13 protein-coding genes are annotated in these 14,763 nt (G+C 68.0%); 4 read left to right on the forward strand and 9 right to left on the reverse strand.

Translation table 11 applies throughout. The annotated features are described in order from the left end of the window. Positions 1 to 156 precede the first annotated feature (156 nt). Complete coding sequence (locus AT700_RS10670; RefSeq protein WP_003119872.1) at positions 157 to 906, forward strand: spermidine synthase; 750 nt, start codon at positions 157 to 159, stop codon at positions 904 to 906. Positions 907 to 931: 25 nt separating this feature from the next. Here the strand turns inward: AT700_RS10670 and AT700_RS10675 are convergent, their stop codons facing one another. After that, on the reverse strand, positions 932 to 1,723 hold the full coding sequence (locus AT700_RS10675; RefSeq protein WP_003104155.1) for a crotonase/enoyl-CoA hydratase family protein: 792 nt from the start codon (positions 1,721 to 1,723) through the stop codon (positions 932 to 934). A 310-nt stretch (positions 1,724 to 2,033) separates the two neighbouring features. On the opposite strand from AT700_RS10675, the gene AT700_RS10680 reads away from it, so the two are divergent. Then, complete coding sequence (locus AT700_RS10680; protein ID WP_073624894.1) at positions 2,034 to 3,746, forward strand: DEAD/DEAH box helicase; 1,713 nt, start codon at positions 2,034 to 2,036, stop codon at positions 3,744 to 3,746. A 366-nt stretch (positions 3,747 to 4,112) separates the two neighbouring features. Here the strand turns inward: AT700_RS10680 and AT700_RS10685 are convergent, their stop codons facing one another. The 6 genes from AT700_RS10685 to AT700_RS10710 form a co-directional block, all read right to left on the reverse strand. Further along, positions 4,113 to 4,883: a DODA-type extradiol aromatic ring-opening family dioxygenase gene (locus tag AT700_RS10685; RefSeq protein WP_003106098.1), complete on the reverse strand. Its 771-nt coding sequence runs from the start codon at positions 4,881 to 4,883 to the stop codon at positions 4,113 to 4,115. 90 nt (positions 4,884 to 4,973) lie between these two features. Beyond that, positions 4,974 to 5,948: a LysR family transcriptional regulator gene (locus tag AT700_RS10690; protein WP_048521054.1), complete on the reverse strand. Its 975-nt coding sequence runs from the start codon at positions 5,946 to 5,948 to the stop codon at positions 4,974 to 4,976. Positions 5,949 to 5,984: 36 nt separating this feature from the next. Beyond that, positions 5,985 to 7,424, reverse strand: coding sequence for an efflux transporter outer membrane subunit (locus tag AT700_RS10695; RefSeq protein ID WP_023123137.1), 1,440 nt, complete (start codon positions 7,422 to 7,424; stop codon positions 5,985 to 5,987). Next, positions 7,421 to 8,485, reverse strand: coding sequence for an HlyD family secretion protein (locus tag AT700_RS10700; protein ID WP_023123138.1), 1,065 nt, complete (start codon positions 8,483 to 8,485; stop codon positions 7,421 to 7,423). The genes AT700_RS10695 and AT700_RS10700 overlap by 4 nt, the downstream gene beginning before the upstream one ends. Before the next feature lie 11 nt (positions 8,486 to 8,496). Beyond that, positions 8,497 to 10,089, reverse strand: coding sequence for an MFS transporter (locus tag AT700_RS10705; RefSeq protein WP_012613928.1), 1,593 nt, complete (start codon positions 10,087 to 10,089; stop codon positions 8,497 to 8,499). A 137-nt stretch (positions 10,090 to 10,226) separates the two neighbouring features. Next, complete coding sequence (locus AT700_RS10710) at positions 10,227 to 11,186, reverse strand: LysR family transcriptional regulator (RefSeq protein WP_003143729.1); 960 nt, start codon at positions 11,184 to 11,186, stop codon at positions 10,227 to 10,229. A 129-nt stretch (positions 11,187 to 11,315) separates the two neighbouring features. On the opposite strand from AT700_RS10710, the gene AT700_RS10715 reads away from it, so the two are divergent. Then, positions 11,316 to 11,762: a universal stress protein gene (locus AT700_RS10715; protein ID WP_003138749.1), complete on the forward strand. Its 447-nt coding sequence runs from the start codon at positions 11,316 to 11,318 to the stop codon at positions 11,760 to 11,762. A 55-nt stretch (positions 11,763 to 11,817) separates the two neighbouring features. Beyond that, entirely contained in the window at positions 11,818 to 12,474 is a 657-nt protein-coding gene (locus tag AT700_RS10720) for a thiopurine S-methyltransferase (RefSeq protein WP_003122529.1), read from the forward strand. A 31-nt stretch (positions 12,475 to 12,505) separates the two neighbouring features. Here the strand turns inward: AT700_RS10720 and AT700_RS10725 are convergent, their stop codons facing one another. Both AT700_RS10725 and htpX read right to left on the reverse strand, forming a co-directional pair. Then, the gene (locus tag AT700_RS10725; RefSeq protein WP_003122530.1) at positions 12,506 to 13,633 is read right to left on the reverse strand and encodes a M14-type cytosolic carboxypeptidase; all 1,128 of its coding nucleotides are present in this window, start codon (positions 13,631 to 13,633) and stop codon (positions 12,506 to 12,508) included. A 140-nt stretch (positions 13,634 to 13,773) separates the two neighbouring features. Beyond that, on the reverse strand, positions 13,774 to 14,649 hold the full coding sequence (htpX, locus tag AT700_RS10730; protein ID WP_003090915.1) for a protease HtpX: 876 nt from the start codon (positions 14,647 to 14,649) through the stop codon (positions 13,774 to 13,776). Between the last annotated feature and the right edge of the window lie 114 nt (positions 14,650 to 14,763).

The following is a 14,763-nucleotide window of genomic DNA, read 5'->3' on the forward strand; positions in this document are numbered from 1 at the left end:
TCGGGAAAGCGGATTGCGGCATGGTAGAGCAGCTCGCCGCAGCGCCGCCAGCGATCGTTGCAATAGCGGAAATCCATCGTCGGGCCGGCTTTGCTATGCTGCGGTGCTTTTGCCGGAGCGCCTGGCGATAGCCGGCGAAGCGGCGGGGGGAGGTGAGTGGTGAGCGAAGAACGTCTGCTGGTCGAGGAGCGCGACGAATACGGGGTCATCCGGGTCATCGAGTCCGGCGACTATCGCTTCCTCGAGTTCGGCGACGGTGTCGAGCAGAGCTGCGTGTTCATGCCCGATCCAGCCTGGCTGGAATACGACTACACCCGCGCCATGCTGCTCGGCGGGCTCTGCCATTCGCAACCGCGTCGCGCGTTGTTCCTCGGTTTCGGCGCCGGCAGCCTGACCCAGGCCTGCCTGCGCCACCTGCCGCTGGAGGAGGCCGAGGCCATCGAGCTGCGCCCGGCGATTCCGCGCCTGGCCCGCGAGCATCTGGGGCTGCGCGACGACCCGCGCCTGCGATTGCGCATCGGCGACGCACTGGAGAGCCTGGGCGAATGCGCGGAGGCCGACCTGATCTTCCTCGACCTCTATACCGATACCGGCCCGTCGGCCGCGCACCTGGCCTGGAATTTCCTCGGTGCCTGCCAGGAGCGCCTCGCCGAGGATGGCTGGCTGGTGATCAACCAGTGGAGCGGCACCGATGGCAAGCCGCTGGGCGCGCCGCTGCTGCGCGGGCGCTATCACCATCATTACTGGGAGTGTCCGGTGGCCGAGGGCAACGTGGTGATGCTGGTGCCGGCGAACCTGGCCCTCGAACTCGACCAGGAAGCCCTGCGGACGCGTGCCGCGGCGCTGGAGCCGCAACTCGGCTATTCGTTGCAGGGCTATATCGACAGCCTGCGCCCGGCCCAGTAGCCAGGGCGCGCGGACAAGGGCCCGGCTAGCGTCCTTCGAAGCGTCCCGGGCGGCGTTCCTGGAGAGCGCGCAGGCCTTCCTTGGCGTCCTCGCTGTCGAGCAGGCGCCTGGCGGCTTCCGGCAACGCAGCGGCGGCGACCGCTTCGCCTTCCAGCAGGGCCTGGCGCGCCGAGCCGAGGGTGGCGCGCACGCCCAGCGGCGCCTGGGCCGCGACCCGTTCGGCGAGGGCGATGGCGTGGTCGAGGAGGTCCTCCGGGGCGGTGACTTCCTGCACCAGGCCGAGACGATAGGCTTCGTGGGCGTCGAATTCGTCGCCGGTGAGCAGCCAGCGCATGGCGTTGCCCCAGCCGGCGACCTGATGCATGCGCAGTGTCGCGCCACCGAACGGGAGGATTCCGCGCTGCACTTCGAGCTGGGCGAAGCGCGCGTTGCTGGCGCAGAGGTTGATGTCGGCCGCCAGCATCAGTTCGATGCCGATGGTGTAGCAGTAGCCTTGCACGGCCACCACCAGCGGCTTGCTTGGACGCCGGCCGCCGAAGGTGCCCCAGGGATCGACGGCGCCTTCGGGGAGTTTCCAGCCCTGGCGGAAGGTCTCGCCGACATTGGCCAGGTCCAGCCCGGCGGTGAAATGCTCGCCGTGGGCGAAGAGCAGGGCACAGCGCAACTGGTCGTCGGCCTCGTATTCGCCGAGCGCGGCGACCAGGTCGTCGAGCATCGGCAGGTCGAAGGCGTTGCGCTTGGCCACGCGGTCGAGGCCGAGCAGCAGCAGGTGGCCGCGCCGTTCGCGGCTGATGCGTCCTGGGAGGGTGTCGTTCATGCGGCGGTTTCCTGGCGGGGGGCGGGCAACGTCGGTATAGACGTCTGGAATCGGGATGTCCATTGTCAGTCTCTCCGATGACGCATGTCGGAAAAAACGCACACAAACGTCAAAATTCCGGTATGATGCGCGCCGGTCAAAACTGACCCCGTTCAGGACCTGCATTTTTCGGAGCGCTGTGCTCTGGCTGTGTATCCGCTCTGCGGATTTCCTTTACGTAATCTTCTAATTCAAAAGCAATCTCGCAAATCCCCGCCCCAGCTGCCTGGGTGGCCGTTTCGGCCGTACAGGGCATGAGCAGCCATGGGTCATGGGTCTTTGCGGATGTATACGAGGCAAACCCATGACTCAGGAAACCGTCGGCTTCGCCGCGCTCGGTATTCACCCCAATGTGCTCGCGGCAATCGTCGCCGTAGGCTACGAAGAGCCTTCGCCTATCCAGGCTCAATCGATTCCGCTGATCCTCGAAGGCCACGACATGATCGGCCAGGCGCAGACCGGTACCGGCAAGACCGCCGCGTTCGCCCTGCCGCTGCTGTCGCGCATCGACCCGAGCCGCCGCGAGCCGCAGATGCTGGTGCTGGTGCCGACCCGCGAGCTGGCCCTGCAGGTCGCCACCGCCTGCGAAACCTATTCCAAGCAATTGCCGGGCGTCGGCGTGGTCGCCGTCTACGGCGGCGCGCCCATGGGGCCGCAGCTGAAGGCCCTGCGCCAGGGCGCACAGATCCTCGTCGCTACCCCCGGCCGCCTGTGCGACCACCTGCGCCGCGACGAGAAGCTGCTGGCCACCGTCCAGCGCCTGGTGCTCGACGAAGCCGACGAGATGCTCAAGCTCGGCTTCATGGACGACCTGGAAGTGATCTTCGAGGCGCTTCCCGAATCGCGCCAGACCGTGCTCTTCTCGGCGACCCTGCCGGCGTCCATCCGTGGCATCGCCGAGCGCCACCTGAAGCAGCCCAAGCACGTCAAGATCGCCGCCAAGACCCAGACCGTGGCGCGCATCGAGCAGGTCCACCTGATGGTCCATGCCGACCAGAAGGCCGGTTCGATCCAGCGTCTGCTGGAAGTCGAGCAGTTCGACGCGCTGATCGCCTTCGTCCGCACCAAGCAGGCCACCCTCGACTACGCCGAATTGCTCGAGCGCCAGGGCTACCGCGCCGCCGCGCTCAACGGCGACATGCCGCAGGCCCAGCGCGAGCGGGTCATCGAGTCGCTGAAGGACGGTTCGCTGGACATCGTCATCGCCACCGACGTTGCCGCCCGGGGCCTGGACGTACCGCGCATCACCCACGTGCTGAACATCGACATGCCCTACGACCCCGAGTCCTACGTGCACCGCATCGGCCGTACCGGCCGTGCCGGCCGGGAAGGGCGCGCGCTGTTGCTGGTGACTCCGCGCGAGCGGCGCATGCTGCAGGTGATCGAGCGGGTCACCGGGCAGAAGGTCGGCGAAGTCCGCCTGCCGGATGCCGAGACCGTGCTGGAGGCCCGCCTGGCGCGCCTGGCCGCGAGCCTGACGCCCTTGCTCGACAGCGCCGTCGAGCAGCGCGGCGCGGTGCGCGACGAGCTGTGCCGTCGCCTCGGCTGCGATGCCGAGACCCTGGCCGCCGCATTGCTGGCACGCCTGACCGTCGGCAAGGCGCTGGACCTGGAGTCGGTGCGCCGCGAACAGCCGCTGACCCCATCGGCACCGCGCGAGCGTGCCGACCGTGGCGAACGCGGCGAGCGCGGCGAGCGTCCGGAGCGCAGCGGCGAGCGTCGTCCGATGGCGCCGCCGAGCGAAGGCCGTGCCCGCTGCCGCACTGCCCTCGGCGCGCGCGACGGGGTTGCGGCGAAGAACCTGCTGGGCGCGATCCTCAACGAGGGCGGCCTGTCCCGCGAGGACATCGGTCGCATCCAGATTCGCGATACCTTCAGCCTGATCGAGCTGCCCGAGGCCAATCTCGAGCGCCTGCTGACCAAGCTCAAGGACACCCGCGTCGCCGGCAAGGCCCTGCGCCTGCGCCGCTATCGCGAGGACTGAGGTCCAGCGCGATGAACAAAAGCCCCGCTTCGGCGGGGCTTTTTCATGGGCTTGATGTTTGCTGGCCAGACTGTTTTTCGCGCCTGCCCCGGCTTCTCGTTTCGTCACCCCGGGCGAGCCCCTCTGGCAAGCGTCTAAAGGAAACAAAGGACTCGCCCAGCCGCCAGGGCAGGCACCACGTCGTGCATGTCAGACCTGCACATACCGAGGCCCTGATCCGCCGCCTATCCATGACATCGCGGATAACGCCTATGGCGTTATTCGCGCTACAGGACTATGTCGCTCGCGATTTCCTGGCTGCCAGCCGAGTCCACCCAGCTTGCGGCGGGAAGCCGATGCTCTCCGCCAGTCCCCCGAGAAACCCTGTCAATCGAAGCGATAGATATCCATCCCCAACGAGCCCAGGGTAAAGCCGCTGTGCTCGACGCGCATCCCGCCGCCGCCCGCGCCGCGGGCGAAGAACAGTGGCAGCAGGTGCTCGTCGCTGGGGTGGTTGCGCGCCGCCCAGGGCGCCTGCCGGCGGTAGTCGTGAAGCGCGGCCTCGTCGTCGGCCTGGAGCTTTTCCACCATCCAGTCACGGAACTCCCGCGCCCAGGGCGCGATGGCTTCCGGCCCGGCGCGCCAGTCCAGTTCGCCCAGGTTGTGGGTGATGCTGCCGGAACCGATCAGCAGCACGCCTTCCCCGCGCAGTTGGCGCAGGGCCTGGCCGACGCGGCTCTGCAGGGCCGGACCGAGGCGGCTCGGCAGGGACAGCTGGAGCACCGGGATGTCCGCCTGCGGGTACATCAGGCTCAGCGGCACCCAGGTGCCGTGGTCGAATGGTCGCTGTGGGTCGGCCTGGGCCGGCAGGCCGGCGGCCTGGAGCAGTTCGATCGTCCGCTGTGCCAGCGCCGGCTCGCCTTTGGCCGGGTAGCGCACGGCGTAGAGGGGCGGCGGAAAGCCGTAGAAGTCGTGCCAGATATCCGGCACCGCGGCGCCGGTTACCCGCAGGTCGTCGCTTTCCCAGTGCGCGGAAACCACCAGGATCGCCTTCGGCCGCGGCAGCTCTGTAGCCAGGCGGCGCAGTTGTACGCCGCTGGCGCCCGGTTCGAGGGCGAGCATCGGTGAGCCGTGGGAAATATAGAGAGTCGGTAGCATGATTCACCTCGTGACTCGGATGAGCCATGTTCCTCCCTCGATCAATCGAAAACCAGTATATGTTTTTGAGGATACCTATCGACCCAGGCGTTAGGTCGCGGTCTCGCGCGCTACGCCGGTTGGGCTTTCCGCCCAGTAGCGCCGATCGTCGAGGATCGCCCGGTCACGCTCGAACGCCAGGGGCAGGCGTTCCCTGAGGAAGTCCACCCAGGTGCGGATCTTGGCGTCCAGGTAGCGCCTCGAGGAGTACAGCACGAACACCTCGCGGACATGCAGTCGATGGCCCGGCAGTAGCCGCAACAGGCTGCCTTCCTGCAGCGCGCGGGCGGCGACTAAGCCGGGCAGCAGGCAGACGCCGAGCCCGGCCGCGGCGGCGGCGGCGCAGGCGGCCTCGGGAAGGTTGACCTTGAGCGCCTCGTCGAGATCGAGCAGCGTTTCGCCGCGTTCGCCGACGAAGGCCCAGCCCTGCGGGCAGGACGGCGCGGCCACGTTCAGGCAGCGATGCCGCAGCAGGTCCTCCGGCGTGCGTGGCACGCCATGCCGTGCCAGGTATTCCGGCGCGGCACAGACCACGCTGAACACCTGGCCGAGATCGCGGGCGACCAGGGTCGAGTCCGGCAAGGTTCGGCCGAGGGTGATCAGCACGTCCAGGCCTTCCTCGAGCAGGGCCGGGGTGCCCTGGGCCAGCGTGAGGTCGACGGAGACGTCCGGATGGCCGTCCAGGTAGTCCACCAGTAGCGGCATCAGGTGCTCGAGGCCCAGTTCGGTCACCGCGTGGAGGCGCAGGCGACCGCTGGCGTGGGACTGGCTGTCTTCGACGTCCGCCGCGGCGGCGGCGACCGTGCGCAGGATCTGCTTGCAATGCTCGTAGTAGCGCAGACCGCTTTCCGTCACCACGACGCTGCGCGTATTGCGTTGCAGCAGGCGCGCCGAGAGCGCCTGTTCGAGCCCGGCGACCTGGCGCGAAACGGTCGCCGGAGAGGTCCCCAGCGCCTGGGCGGCCTGGGTGAAGCTGCCGTGCTCCACCACGCGGACGAAGGTCCGGATACCTTGCAGCAGGTCCATTTCCAACTCCTTCGCCGGTCCGCGCCCGGCGCCGTCTCAGCCCGACGCCGGGTCGGACGTTGGGCTCCAGCCGCCGCCCAGCGCCTTGTAGAGGTTGACCAGGGTCAGCGACACCGCTTCGTCGCTGGCGACCTGCTGTTCCTGGTTGTCCAGCAGTTGCCGCTGGCTGTCGAGCACGCTGAGGAAGTCCACCGCGCCGGCGCGGTATTGCTCGCGGGCGCTCTGCAGGGCGCGGCGGTTCTGCGCCACGGCTTCGCCGAGGCGCTCCTGGCGGCGCTGGTTGGCGGCGTAGTCGTGCATCGCGTCGTCGACTTCCTGCCAGGCACGCAGCACGGTGCGCTGGTAGTCGATGGCGGCTTCCTGCTGCTGTGCCTCACGTAGCTCCAGGAGTCCGCGCAGGCGTCCGCCTTCGAAGATCGGCAGGCTGAACGCCGGGCCGATGGCGAACTGGCGATGGTCCCAGTCGCCCAGGCTGGACAGTTGCAGGGATTCGAAACCGAAGTTGCCGTTGAGCGTGATGCGCGGATAGAAGTCCGCCTTGGCCACGCCGATGCTGGCGGTAGCCGCGTGCAGGCGCGCTTCGGCACGGCGGATGTCGGGGCGGCGCTGGGCCAGTTCGGACGGCAGGCCGACCGGCACGCTGCCCGGCGGACGCGGAATCGCCCGCGCCGGGCCGAGTTCGGCGAGCAGGCTGCCGGGGCTGGCGCCGACCAGGTAGCCGAGGGCGTTGACCAGGTGCGCCTGGTTCTTTTCCACCTCGGGCAGGCGTGCCTCCATGCTGGCCACCTGGGCCAGCGCCTGGGCTACCTCGAGGTCGGTGGCGACGCCGTTGGCCAGGCGCGTGCGGGTGAGTTCCAGGCTGCGCCGTGCGGTCTCGAGGTTGTCGCGGATGATCGCCGCACGGTTCTGTTCGCCACGCAACTGGATATAGTCGCGCGCGGCTTCCGCCAGCACCGAGACCTGCACGTCGCGCAGTTCGTTCTCGCTGGCTTCCACCGTCGCGTCGGCGGCTTCCAGCTCGCGTCGCACGCGGCCCCAGAAGTCCAGCTCCCAGGAGGCGTCGAAGCCGGCCAGGGCGTGGTTGTAGTTGCCTTTGCCGGCCTTGCCGGAGGGATCGAACAGGCCGGCGCTGGTGGTCCGCTGGCGCTGGTAGGTGCCGCTGGCGTCCACCGAGGGCAGGGCGTCACCGCCGAGGCTGCGACGGATCGCGCGGCTCTGCTGCAGGCGCGCCGCGGCGCTGCGCAGGTCGAGGTTGGCACGCTGGACCCGTTGCAGCAGGGCGTTCAATTGCGCGTCGTCGAACAGCGTCCACCATTGGGCTGCGAGCGGCGCGGCGGTGAGGTGGCTGGGGTTGCCGGCAGCGGCCTGGAGCGACCATTCGCCGGGCGCAGGGCGGTCCGGGCGGGTGAAGTCGGGGCCGAGGCTGCAGGCGCCGAGCGCCAGGCTGGCAATAAGCAGGAGCGGAGTGCCTTTCATTGCTGGGCAACCTCGGCGGAGCGGGTGCCGGTCGCGGTGTCGATCCGTGCTTCCACCGACATGCCCACACGCAACTTGCCCGCCATGGCCTGGCGCGGCTCGAGAACGATCTTCACCGGGATCCGCTGGACCACCTTGGTGAAGTTGCCGGTGGCGTTGTCCGGGGCGATCGGCGCGAAGCTCAGGCCGGTGGCCGGTGCGATGCTGTCGACATGGCCGCGCAGAACCTTGTCGGGGAAGGTGTCGACGCGGATTTCCACGGCCTGTCCGGGAGAGACGTGGGTCAGTTGGGTTTCCTGGAAATTGCCGACCACGTAGGCCTGCTGCAGGGGCACCACCGCCAGCAGCGCGCTGCCCGGCGTGACATAGGCGCCGACGCGCAGTTGGCGGCGGCCGACCTGGCCGTCGAAGGGGGCGCGGAGTTCGCAGTAGGAGAGGTCCAGGCGGGCCTGGTCGCGTCGCGCCTGCATGCGTTGCAGGTCGCCACGGGCCTGGCCGACGCGGGCTTCGAGGACGCTCACCTGCTTGCGCGTGGCATCCACCGCGGCCTGGCCCTCGGCCAGCCGGGCGCTGGCGGTATCGATCCGCGATTGCGCCTGCTGGGCGTTCTGCAGGCTGCCGGCGCCCTTGCTGGCGAGGGTCTGGTAGCGGCTTTGCTCGTGACGGGCGAAGACCAGCTCGGCCTGCTCGGCGCGGACCTTGGCCCGCGCCTGTTCGATCAGCGCCTGCTGGCGTTGCAGGTTGGCCTCGGCATTGGCCAGGTTGGCCTCGGCACCGAGCACGTCGGCTTCGGCGGCGGCCAGGGCGGTGCGGAAGTCGCGGTCGTCGAGGCGGGCGAGCAACTGGCCGGCCTTGACCGGCTGGTTGTCCTCGACCAGAACGTCCTGGACGAAGCCGGCGACTTTCGGCGCGACCAGGGTGAAATCGGCGTGCACATAGGCGTCGTCGGTGCTCTGCACGACCCGTGGGGCGAGCAGGTGGAACAGCAGGTAGACCAGTAGGGTCAGGACCAGCAGGGCGGCGAGCAGCAGGCTGCCCTTGCGCGAAGTGATGAACGACATACAGCGACCTTTCAGTGTGTGGGAGCGACCGGGCGGGGCGGGTAGGCCCGTTGCGGCAGGATCGGAATCAGGATCAGCAGGGCGCAGGCCAGGCCGGCCATCGCCAGCAGCACGTCGGCGTTGCCCAGCACCTGGGCCTGTTGGCGGGCCTGTTCGGCCAGGTGCTGCCAGTGCGCGCCGGAGTCGGCGCCCGGTTGCAGGCCGGCGATCTGTTGCAGGCGCAGTTCGACGGCCTGGGACGCATTGCCCAGGTGATCCACCAGGCGGTTGGAGTGGTAGTGCTCGCGGGCGGTGCCGAGGGCGCCGATCACCGCGGTGGCGACTACCCCGGAGAAGCCGCGGACGGTGTTGAACCAGGCCGAGGCGAAGGGTCCCTCGATGGGCGCGATGACGCTGGTGGAGAGCATCAGCAGCGGAATCACCGCCATCGGCTGGCCGACCACCAGTAACAGCATCGGCAGGTAGAAGTCCTCGCGCACCCAGTCCGCCGTCAGTTGGCTGAAGCTCAGACAGGCACCGGCGCACAGGCACAGGCCGCAGGCCAGCACCCAGCGGCAGTCGACCCGCGGGATGTTGCAGAGGGCCGCCACCAGCGGCAGCGCGACGAGCTGCGGAAGGGCCACCAGCAACACCATGGGTACGCTCTGCAGGGGGCGGTAGCCGCGGATCTCGGCGAGGAATTCGGTCGGCACGCCCATGCTCGCGCCGAGCACCACCAGCACGCCGGCCAGGGTGATCAGGGCGAAGGTCAGGTTGCGGCGCTTCAGCAACTGCAGGCGGAAGAACGGCAGCGGGTGGCTCCATTCGTTGACCAGGAACAGCCCCAGCAGGAGGCTGCCGCTGCCCAGCAGCAGGCAGATCAGCGGCGACTCGAACCAGTCCAGGCGTTCGCCTTGCAGCAGACCGATCACCAGGGCGCAGATCGCCGGGAAGCCGGTGAGCAGGCCGATGCCGTCGAACTGGCGGAAGCGTTCCAGGCGCACCGGGTCCTGGGGGATGCCATGGGACACCGCGGCCATCGCCACCAGGCACAGTGGAATGACCTGCCAGAACACCCACTGCCAGCCGACGTATTCGAACCAGAACGCCGCCAGTGGCAGGCCCAGGTTGGGCCCGAAGGTCGCGGTGAGGGCATAGGCGCCCAGGCCATAGAGCTTTATCCCGGGTGGCAGGAAGCGTAGCGCCACGGTCATCAGCATTGGCGGCAGGCAGCCGGCCATCAGCCCTTGCAGGGTGCGCAGGACCAGCAGGCTCTCGAGGTTCGGCGCGAACGGACAGAGCAGGGCCAGCAGGGCGAAGCCGCCGATGGCGAAGAGCGTGAAGCGGCGCAGGGAAAAGGTCACCGAACACCAGGGCGCGAATGCCATGGCGGCGACCTGGGTGGCTTCGTAGAGCACGGTCAGCCAGGTGCCTTCGTCATGGCCAATGGCGAGTGCGCCGCGCACATCGGTCATGGCGATCTCGGTGACATGACCATTGAGACCGGCGGTGAGCGAGGCGAGCAGCACGCCGAGCAGGCCTACCACGATGCGCGCGCCGAAAGGCTGGGCGGCGGGGGCTGCGGTTGGCGTCGGCTGGCCGAGCGGGGTGGCGAGCGAAGTCATCGCGACCTCGCTACGGCGAGGGTGGGGAAACAAGGCATGGGCGGAAACTCTTCTGATTTCCGCCGCAGTCTAGGAGCGTCCCGGTAGTGTGAAAATTGAAATGATCGAAATGAATCAGTGCATTTTGTGCATCTGTTTCAGTTGGAGCCAAGCAGCGGATGGGGATCGCTCTGTACTTCCTCGCAAATCCGCTTGATCGTTTGCCGGAACCAGCGGTGCGCGGGATCGTTGTCGAAGCGTGGATGCCAGGCCTGGACCACCATCACGGTCTTCAACGGCACCGGGATGTCGAACTGGCGCAGGCCCAGGCCCAGTCGGTTGGCCCGCCACAGGGAATGCTCGGCGATCGGCAGCAGCAGGTCGGAGCCGGGCAGGGCGAAGATCGCCGAGTGGAAGGTCGGGCTGATCAGCTTGACGTCGCGCTTCAGGCCGAGTTCTCCCAGGGCCTGGTCCAGCGGTCCATGGTTGAGGCCACGACGCGAGACGGCGATATGCGGAAAAGCGACGAAGCGCTGCGGAGTGATCTCGCCGTCGAAGATCGGGTGCCCCTGGCGGGCCAGGCCGACGAAGCGGGTGGTGAGCAACTGCTGGGTCTTGACCTCGGGTTCCATCCAGGACGAGGCGCCGATATAGAGGTCGATGCGGTTCTGCCGCAGTGCCTCGTCGTCGATGTCCGACTCCTGCACGAAGCGCAAGGTGCAGCGCGGCGCCTCCTCGGCGAAGATCTCCAGCAGGCGTATCGACAGACCGCCGACCAGGGTGTTGTTGGAACGCAGGGTGAAGCAGCGCTCCAGCTTGTCCAGTTGGATGGTCTCGCGAGTGTTGAACAGGTCGCGGGCCTGGTCCACCAGTTGCCGGACCTGCTCCTGCAGTTCCAGGGCACGGGGCGTGGGCACCAGCTTGCGGCCGGCGCGGACCATGATCGGGTCGCCTACCGCCTCGCGGATCCGTGACAGGGTACGGCTCATCGCCGGTGGGCTGAGGTGCATGCGGCGCGCGGCTCCGACCACGCTGCCCTCTTCGAGAAGAACGTTGAGGGCGACCAGGAGATTCAGATCGGGAAGATGCATGGAGTGGAAGTATAAGCACGCTGGCATGCGCAGGGTGCAGTCTTTCGTTCTCCCAGGCGTGCGTTCGCTGCATTGCTGGATTGCGTTCGCGGTGCCTTTACGCGCACCGGTGGCTGCCGAAGAATGCCGGTGCACGCTCTATCCGAGGATTTGCCGATGTTCCATACGCTCCTGGTCGCCATCGACGGCGGCCCGCAGACCCGTCGCATTGCCGAGCTGGCGCGGCAGGCCGCCGCGCCGGGCGCGCGGGTCCACCTGCTGTGCGCGGTGGACGCCGGCTATGCGTTGCCGGGCCGGCCGACGCTGCTCGACTATCCGCCCGCCGCGCACGAGTGCGAAGAGGCCCGGCAGGTGCTCGACGAGGCCCGTGCGCTGCTAGCCGGGTGCGAGCTGGAGGTACGGGCCGAGCTGCGCGCCGGCGACCCGGTGCAGGTGATCCTGGGCGAGGCGCGACGCCTGGGCTGCGAGCTGATCGTCATCGGTCATCGGCACCTGGGGCGGCTGGAGCGCCTGCTCGATCCTTCGGTCGGCGACCGGGTGATCCGCGAGGCGCCGTGTCCGGTGCTGGTGGAAGTGCGCGAGGAAGATGCGCAGGGGAGTTGACCTGCCGGCCGATTGTCGCCACCTTGCGGTTTTTCCCACGAATGCGGAGGGCAGGATGCAGGCGGATTTTTGGCACGCCCGCTGGGCGAACAACCAGATCGGCTTCCACCTGGACGAGATCAATCCCTACCTGATGCGCCACCTGTCGCGGCTGCGACTGCAAGCGGGCGAACGGATCCTGGTGCCGTTGTGCGGCAAGACCCTGGACCTGGCCTGGCTGGCCGCCCAGGGACTGGAGGTGCTGGGGGTGGAGCTTTCGGAAAAGGCCGTGAGCGACTTCTTCGAGGAGCACGACCTGCGCCCCGAGATCGATCAACTGGATGGTTTCCGCCGCTACCGGGTCGCCGGCATCACCCTGCTGCAGGGTGATTTCTTCGCCTTGCAGGCAGAGCACCTGGCGCAGTGCAGGGCGTTCTACGACCGCGCCGCGCTGATCGCCCTGCCGCCGGAGATGCGCGAGCGCTATGCCGGGCATCTCCAGGCGGTCCTGCCGACGCGCAGCCTCGGCTTGCTGGTCACCATCGACTACCCGCAGGCGGAGATGGCCGGTCCGCCGTTCGCCGTGCCCGACGAGGAGGTGCGTGGCTACTACGCTGGCGGTTGGCGGATCGAGGAACTGGAGCGCGGCGACGTGCTCGGCGTCAACTGGAAATTCCTCGAGCGCGGGGTGTCCTGGCTGGACGAGGCCGTCTACCTGCTGGAGAGAGGCTGAAACGGGGCGCCGCGCGGCGCCCCGTCCATTTTCAGCGGAGTTCGTCGACCAGCACCGCAAGGGTGCTCAGGACGTCCTGGCCGAGCCGCTTGGAGCGGGCGCCGGACCAGCCGGTCCCGGGCTCCGGGTTGTCGTCGTGGTCCTTGAACGGCATCTCGATGGTGAACGCCAGGCAGTCGTAGGTCTGCCCGACGAAGTTGCAGGCCAGCGCCAGGTTGGCCTGGCCCGGCGCACTGCGTGGGTAGCCATGGCGGATCTGGAATTCGCCGCGCGCCATCAGTTCCTCGCGGAAGCGTTGCTCGAGCCGTTCCAGGCGGGGCGTATAGCCCGGGTTGCCCTCGCAGCCGGCGGCGAATACGTGGGGGATTTCCTCGTCGCCGTGGATGTCGAGGAACAGGTCGACGCCATGGCGCTTCATCTCCTGCTGGACGAACCAGACTTCCGGGCTGCGCTCGGCGCTCGGCTCCAGCCAGGCCCGGTTGAGATCCTGGCCGGCGGCGTTGGTGCGCAGGTTGCCGTGGAACGCGCCGTCCGGGTTCATGTTCGGCACCAGGTACAGGTCGGCCTTTTCCAGCAGGCGCTGCATTTCCGTATCGTCCGGCCGCTGCAGGCGCTCGATCAGGCCTTCCATGAACCATTCGGCCATGTGTTCGCCGGGATGCTGCTGGGCGATGACCCACAGCTTCAGGTGGCTGTCGGGATGGCGCCTGACCCGCAGCAATTCGATGTCGCGGCCTTGCACGCTGGTGCCGACGGCGAGCCGTTCGACGCCCTCGATGCCGAGCGCACGTTCGACCAGGCGGGCATGCCGTTCGCGGCTGTAGGGCTCGAAGTAGGCGAAGCGGACTTCGCTTTCCTCCGGTTCCAGCTGGAAATGCAGGCCGTCGGCGTCGTATTGCGACGGCACGCGGAACCAGCGTTCGCCATCGTACGAGGCGACTGCCTGGTAGCCGCTCCAGGCATGGCTGTAGGCCGACTGGCCGGCGTTGACCAGGGTGAAGCAGTGCTCGGTGGCGGCAGCCATGCCCTCGACCTTGAAGTGGAACCACTGGAAATGCTGGCTGGCCAGGTCGGGACGGATCGCCAGGCGGATCCGGCGGGGATCGCTGGCATCGATGACCTGGATGTTGCCGCTGTCGAAATCGGCGCGGATCTGCATGGGAACCTCATCGGGCGAAATCACGGACCCGCATGTTCCGGGGCTGGCTCGCGGCTGTCAAAGCGACCATGGATAGGTGGCTTTCCCGGGCATAAAAAAAGGGCGACCGATGGTCGCCCTGTCCCAAGTGTGAAAGCGGATCAGCGTGCGCTGGCGCGCAGCGCTTCGATACGATCCTCCAGCGGCGGGTGGCTCATCAGCAGGCCGGCCAGGCCGTGCTTGAGGCCGCCATTGATGCCGAAGGCGTTCAGGGTGTCGGGCATCTGCACCGGCACGCCCTGTTCCGAACGCAGGCGTTGCAGCGCGGCGATCATCGCGCCGGTGCCGGCCAGGTGGGCGCCGGCGGCGTCGGCGCGGAACTCGCGGCGGCGCGAGAACCACATGACGATGATGCTGGCGAGGATGCCGAGCACCAGTTCGGCGAAGATGGTCGCGACGAAGTAGCCGATGCCCGGGCCGTCCTCGTTCTTCAGGATGGCCTTGTCGACGAAGTTGCCGAAGATCCGCGCGAAGAACATCACGAAGGTGTTCACCACGCCCTGGATCAATGCCAGGGTGACCATGTCGCCGTTGGCGACGTGACCGATCTCGTGGGCGAGGACGGCTTTCACCTCATCGGGCGAGAAACGTTCGAGCAGGCCCTGGCTGACCGCGACCAGCGCGTCGTTCTTGTTCCAGCCGGTGGCGAAGGCGTTGGCCTCGTAGGCGGGGAAGATGCCGACCTCCGGCATCTTGATGCCGGCTTCGCGGGACAGCTCTTCGACGGTTTGCAGCAGCCACTGTTCGTGACGGGTGCGCGGCTGGCTGATGACTTCGGTACCGGTGCTCATCTTCGCCATCCACTTGGAGATGAACAGCGAGACCAGCGAACCGGCGAAACCGAACACGGCGCAGAAGACCAGCAGGCTGCCGTAATTCTGGCCGGTGAAGCGGTCCACCCCGAGCAGTTTCAGGGTGATGCTGGCAATCACCAGGACTGCCAGGTTGGTGGCCAGGAACAACAGGATGCGCATCATGGTGTAAAGCTTCTCCTCACGGCTGAAGGCACGGAGCGCGGTTCGCAGGCCGCCGGGGCGGGCGAACGGGCTCCTGATAATCATGCGGGGTTATATAAGGGGCGGTCCATGGCG

Origin of the sequence: Pseudomonas aeruginosa (assembly GCF_001457615.1) — a bacterium.
GTDB classification, from domain to species: Bacteria; Pseudomonadota; Gammaproteobacteria; order Pseudomonadales; family Pseudomonadaceae; genus Pseudomonas; species Pseudomonas aeruginosa.

Bases quoted from the DNA above. Each gene is read 5' to 3' on its own strand.
- AT700_RS10700 (WP_023123138.1), bottom strand. From the start codon at position 8,485: ATGTCGTTCATCACTTCGCGCAAGGGCAGCCTGCTGCTCGCCGCCCTG.
- AT700_RS10690 (WP_048521054.1), bottom strand. From the start codon at position 5,948: ATGGACCTGCTGCAAGGTATCCGGACCTTCGTCCGCGTGGTGGAGCAC.
- AT700_RS10705 (WP_012613928.1), bottom strand. From the start codon at position 10,089: ATGACTTCGCTCGCCACCCCGCTCGGCCAGCCGACGCCAACCGCAGCC.
- AT700_RS10715 (WP_003138749.1), top strand. From the start codon at position 11,316: ATGTTCCATACGCTCCTGGTCGCCATCGACGGCGGCCCGCAGACCCGT.
- AT700_RS10720 (WP_003122529.1), top strand. From the start codon at position 11,818: ATGCAGGCGGATTTTTGGCACGCCCGCTGGGCGAACAACCAGATCGGC.
- AT700_RS10685 (WP_003106098.1), bottom strand. From the start codon at position 4,883: ATGCTACCGACTCTCTATATTTCCCACGGCTCACCGATGCTCGCCCTC.
- AT700_RS10680 (WP_073624894.1), top strand. From the start codon at position 2,034: ATGGGTCTTTGCGGATGTATACGAGGCAAACCCATGACTCAGGAAACC.
- AT700_RS10710 (WP_003143729.1), bottom strand. From the start codon at position 11,186: ATGCCAGCGTGCTTATACTTCCACTCCATGCATCTTCCCGATCTGAAT.
- AT700_RS10695 (WP_023123137.1), bottom strand. From the start codon at position 7,424: ATGAAAGGCACTCCGCTCCTGCTTATTGCCAGCCTGGCGCTCGGCGCC.
- AT700_RS10725 (WP_003122530.1), bottom strand. From the start codon at position 13,633: ATGCAGATCCGCGCCGATTTCGACAGCGGCAACATCCAGGTCATCGAT.
- htpX (WP_003090915.1), bottom strand. From the start codon at position 14,649: ATGATGCGCATCCTGTTGTTCCTGGCCACCAACCTGGCAGTCCTGGTG.
- AT700_RS10675 (WP_003104155.1), bottom strand. From the start codon at position 1,723: ATGAACGACACCCTCCCAGGACGCATCAGCCGCGAACGGCGCGGCCAC.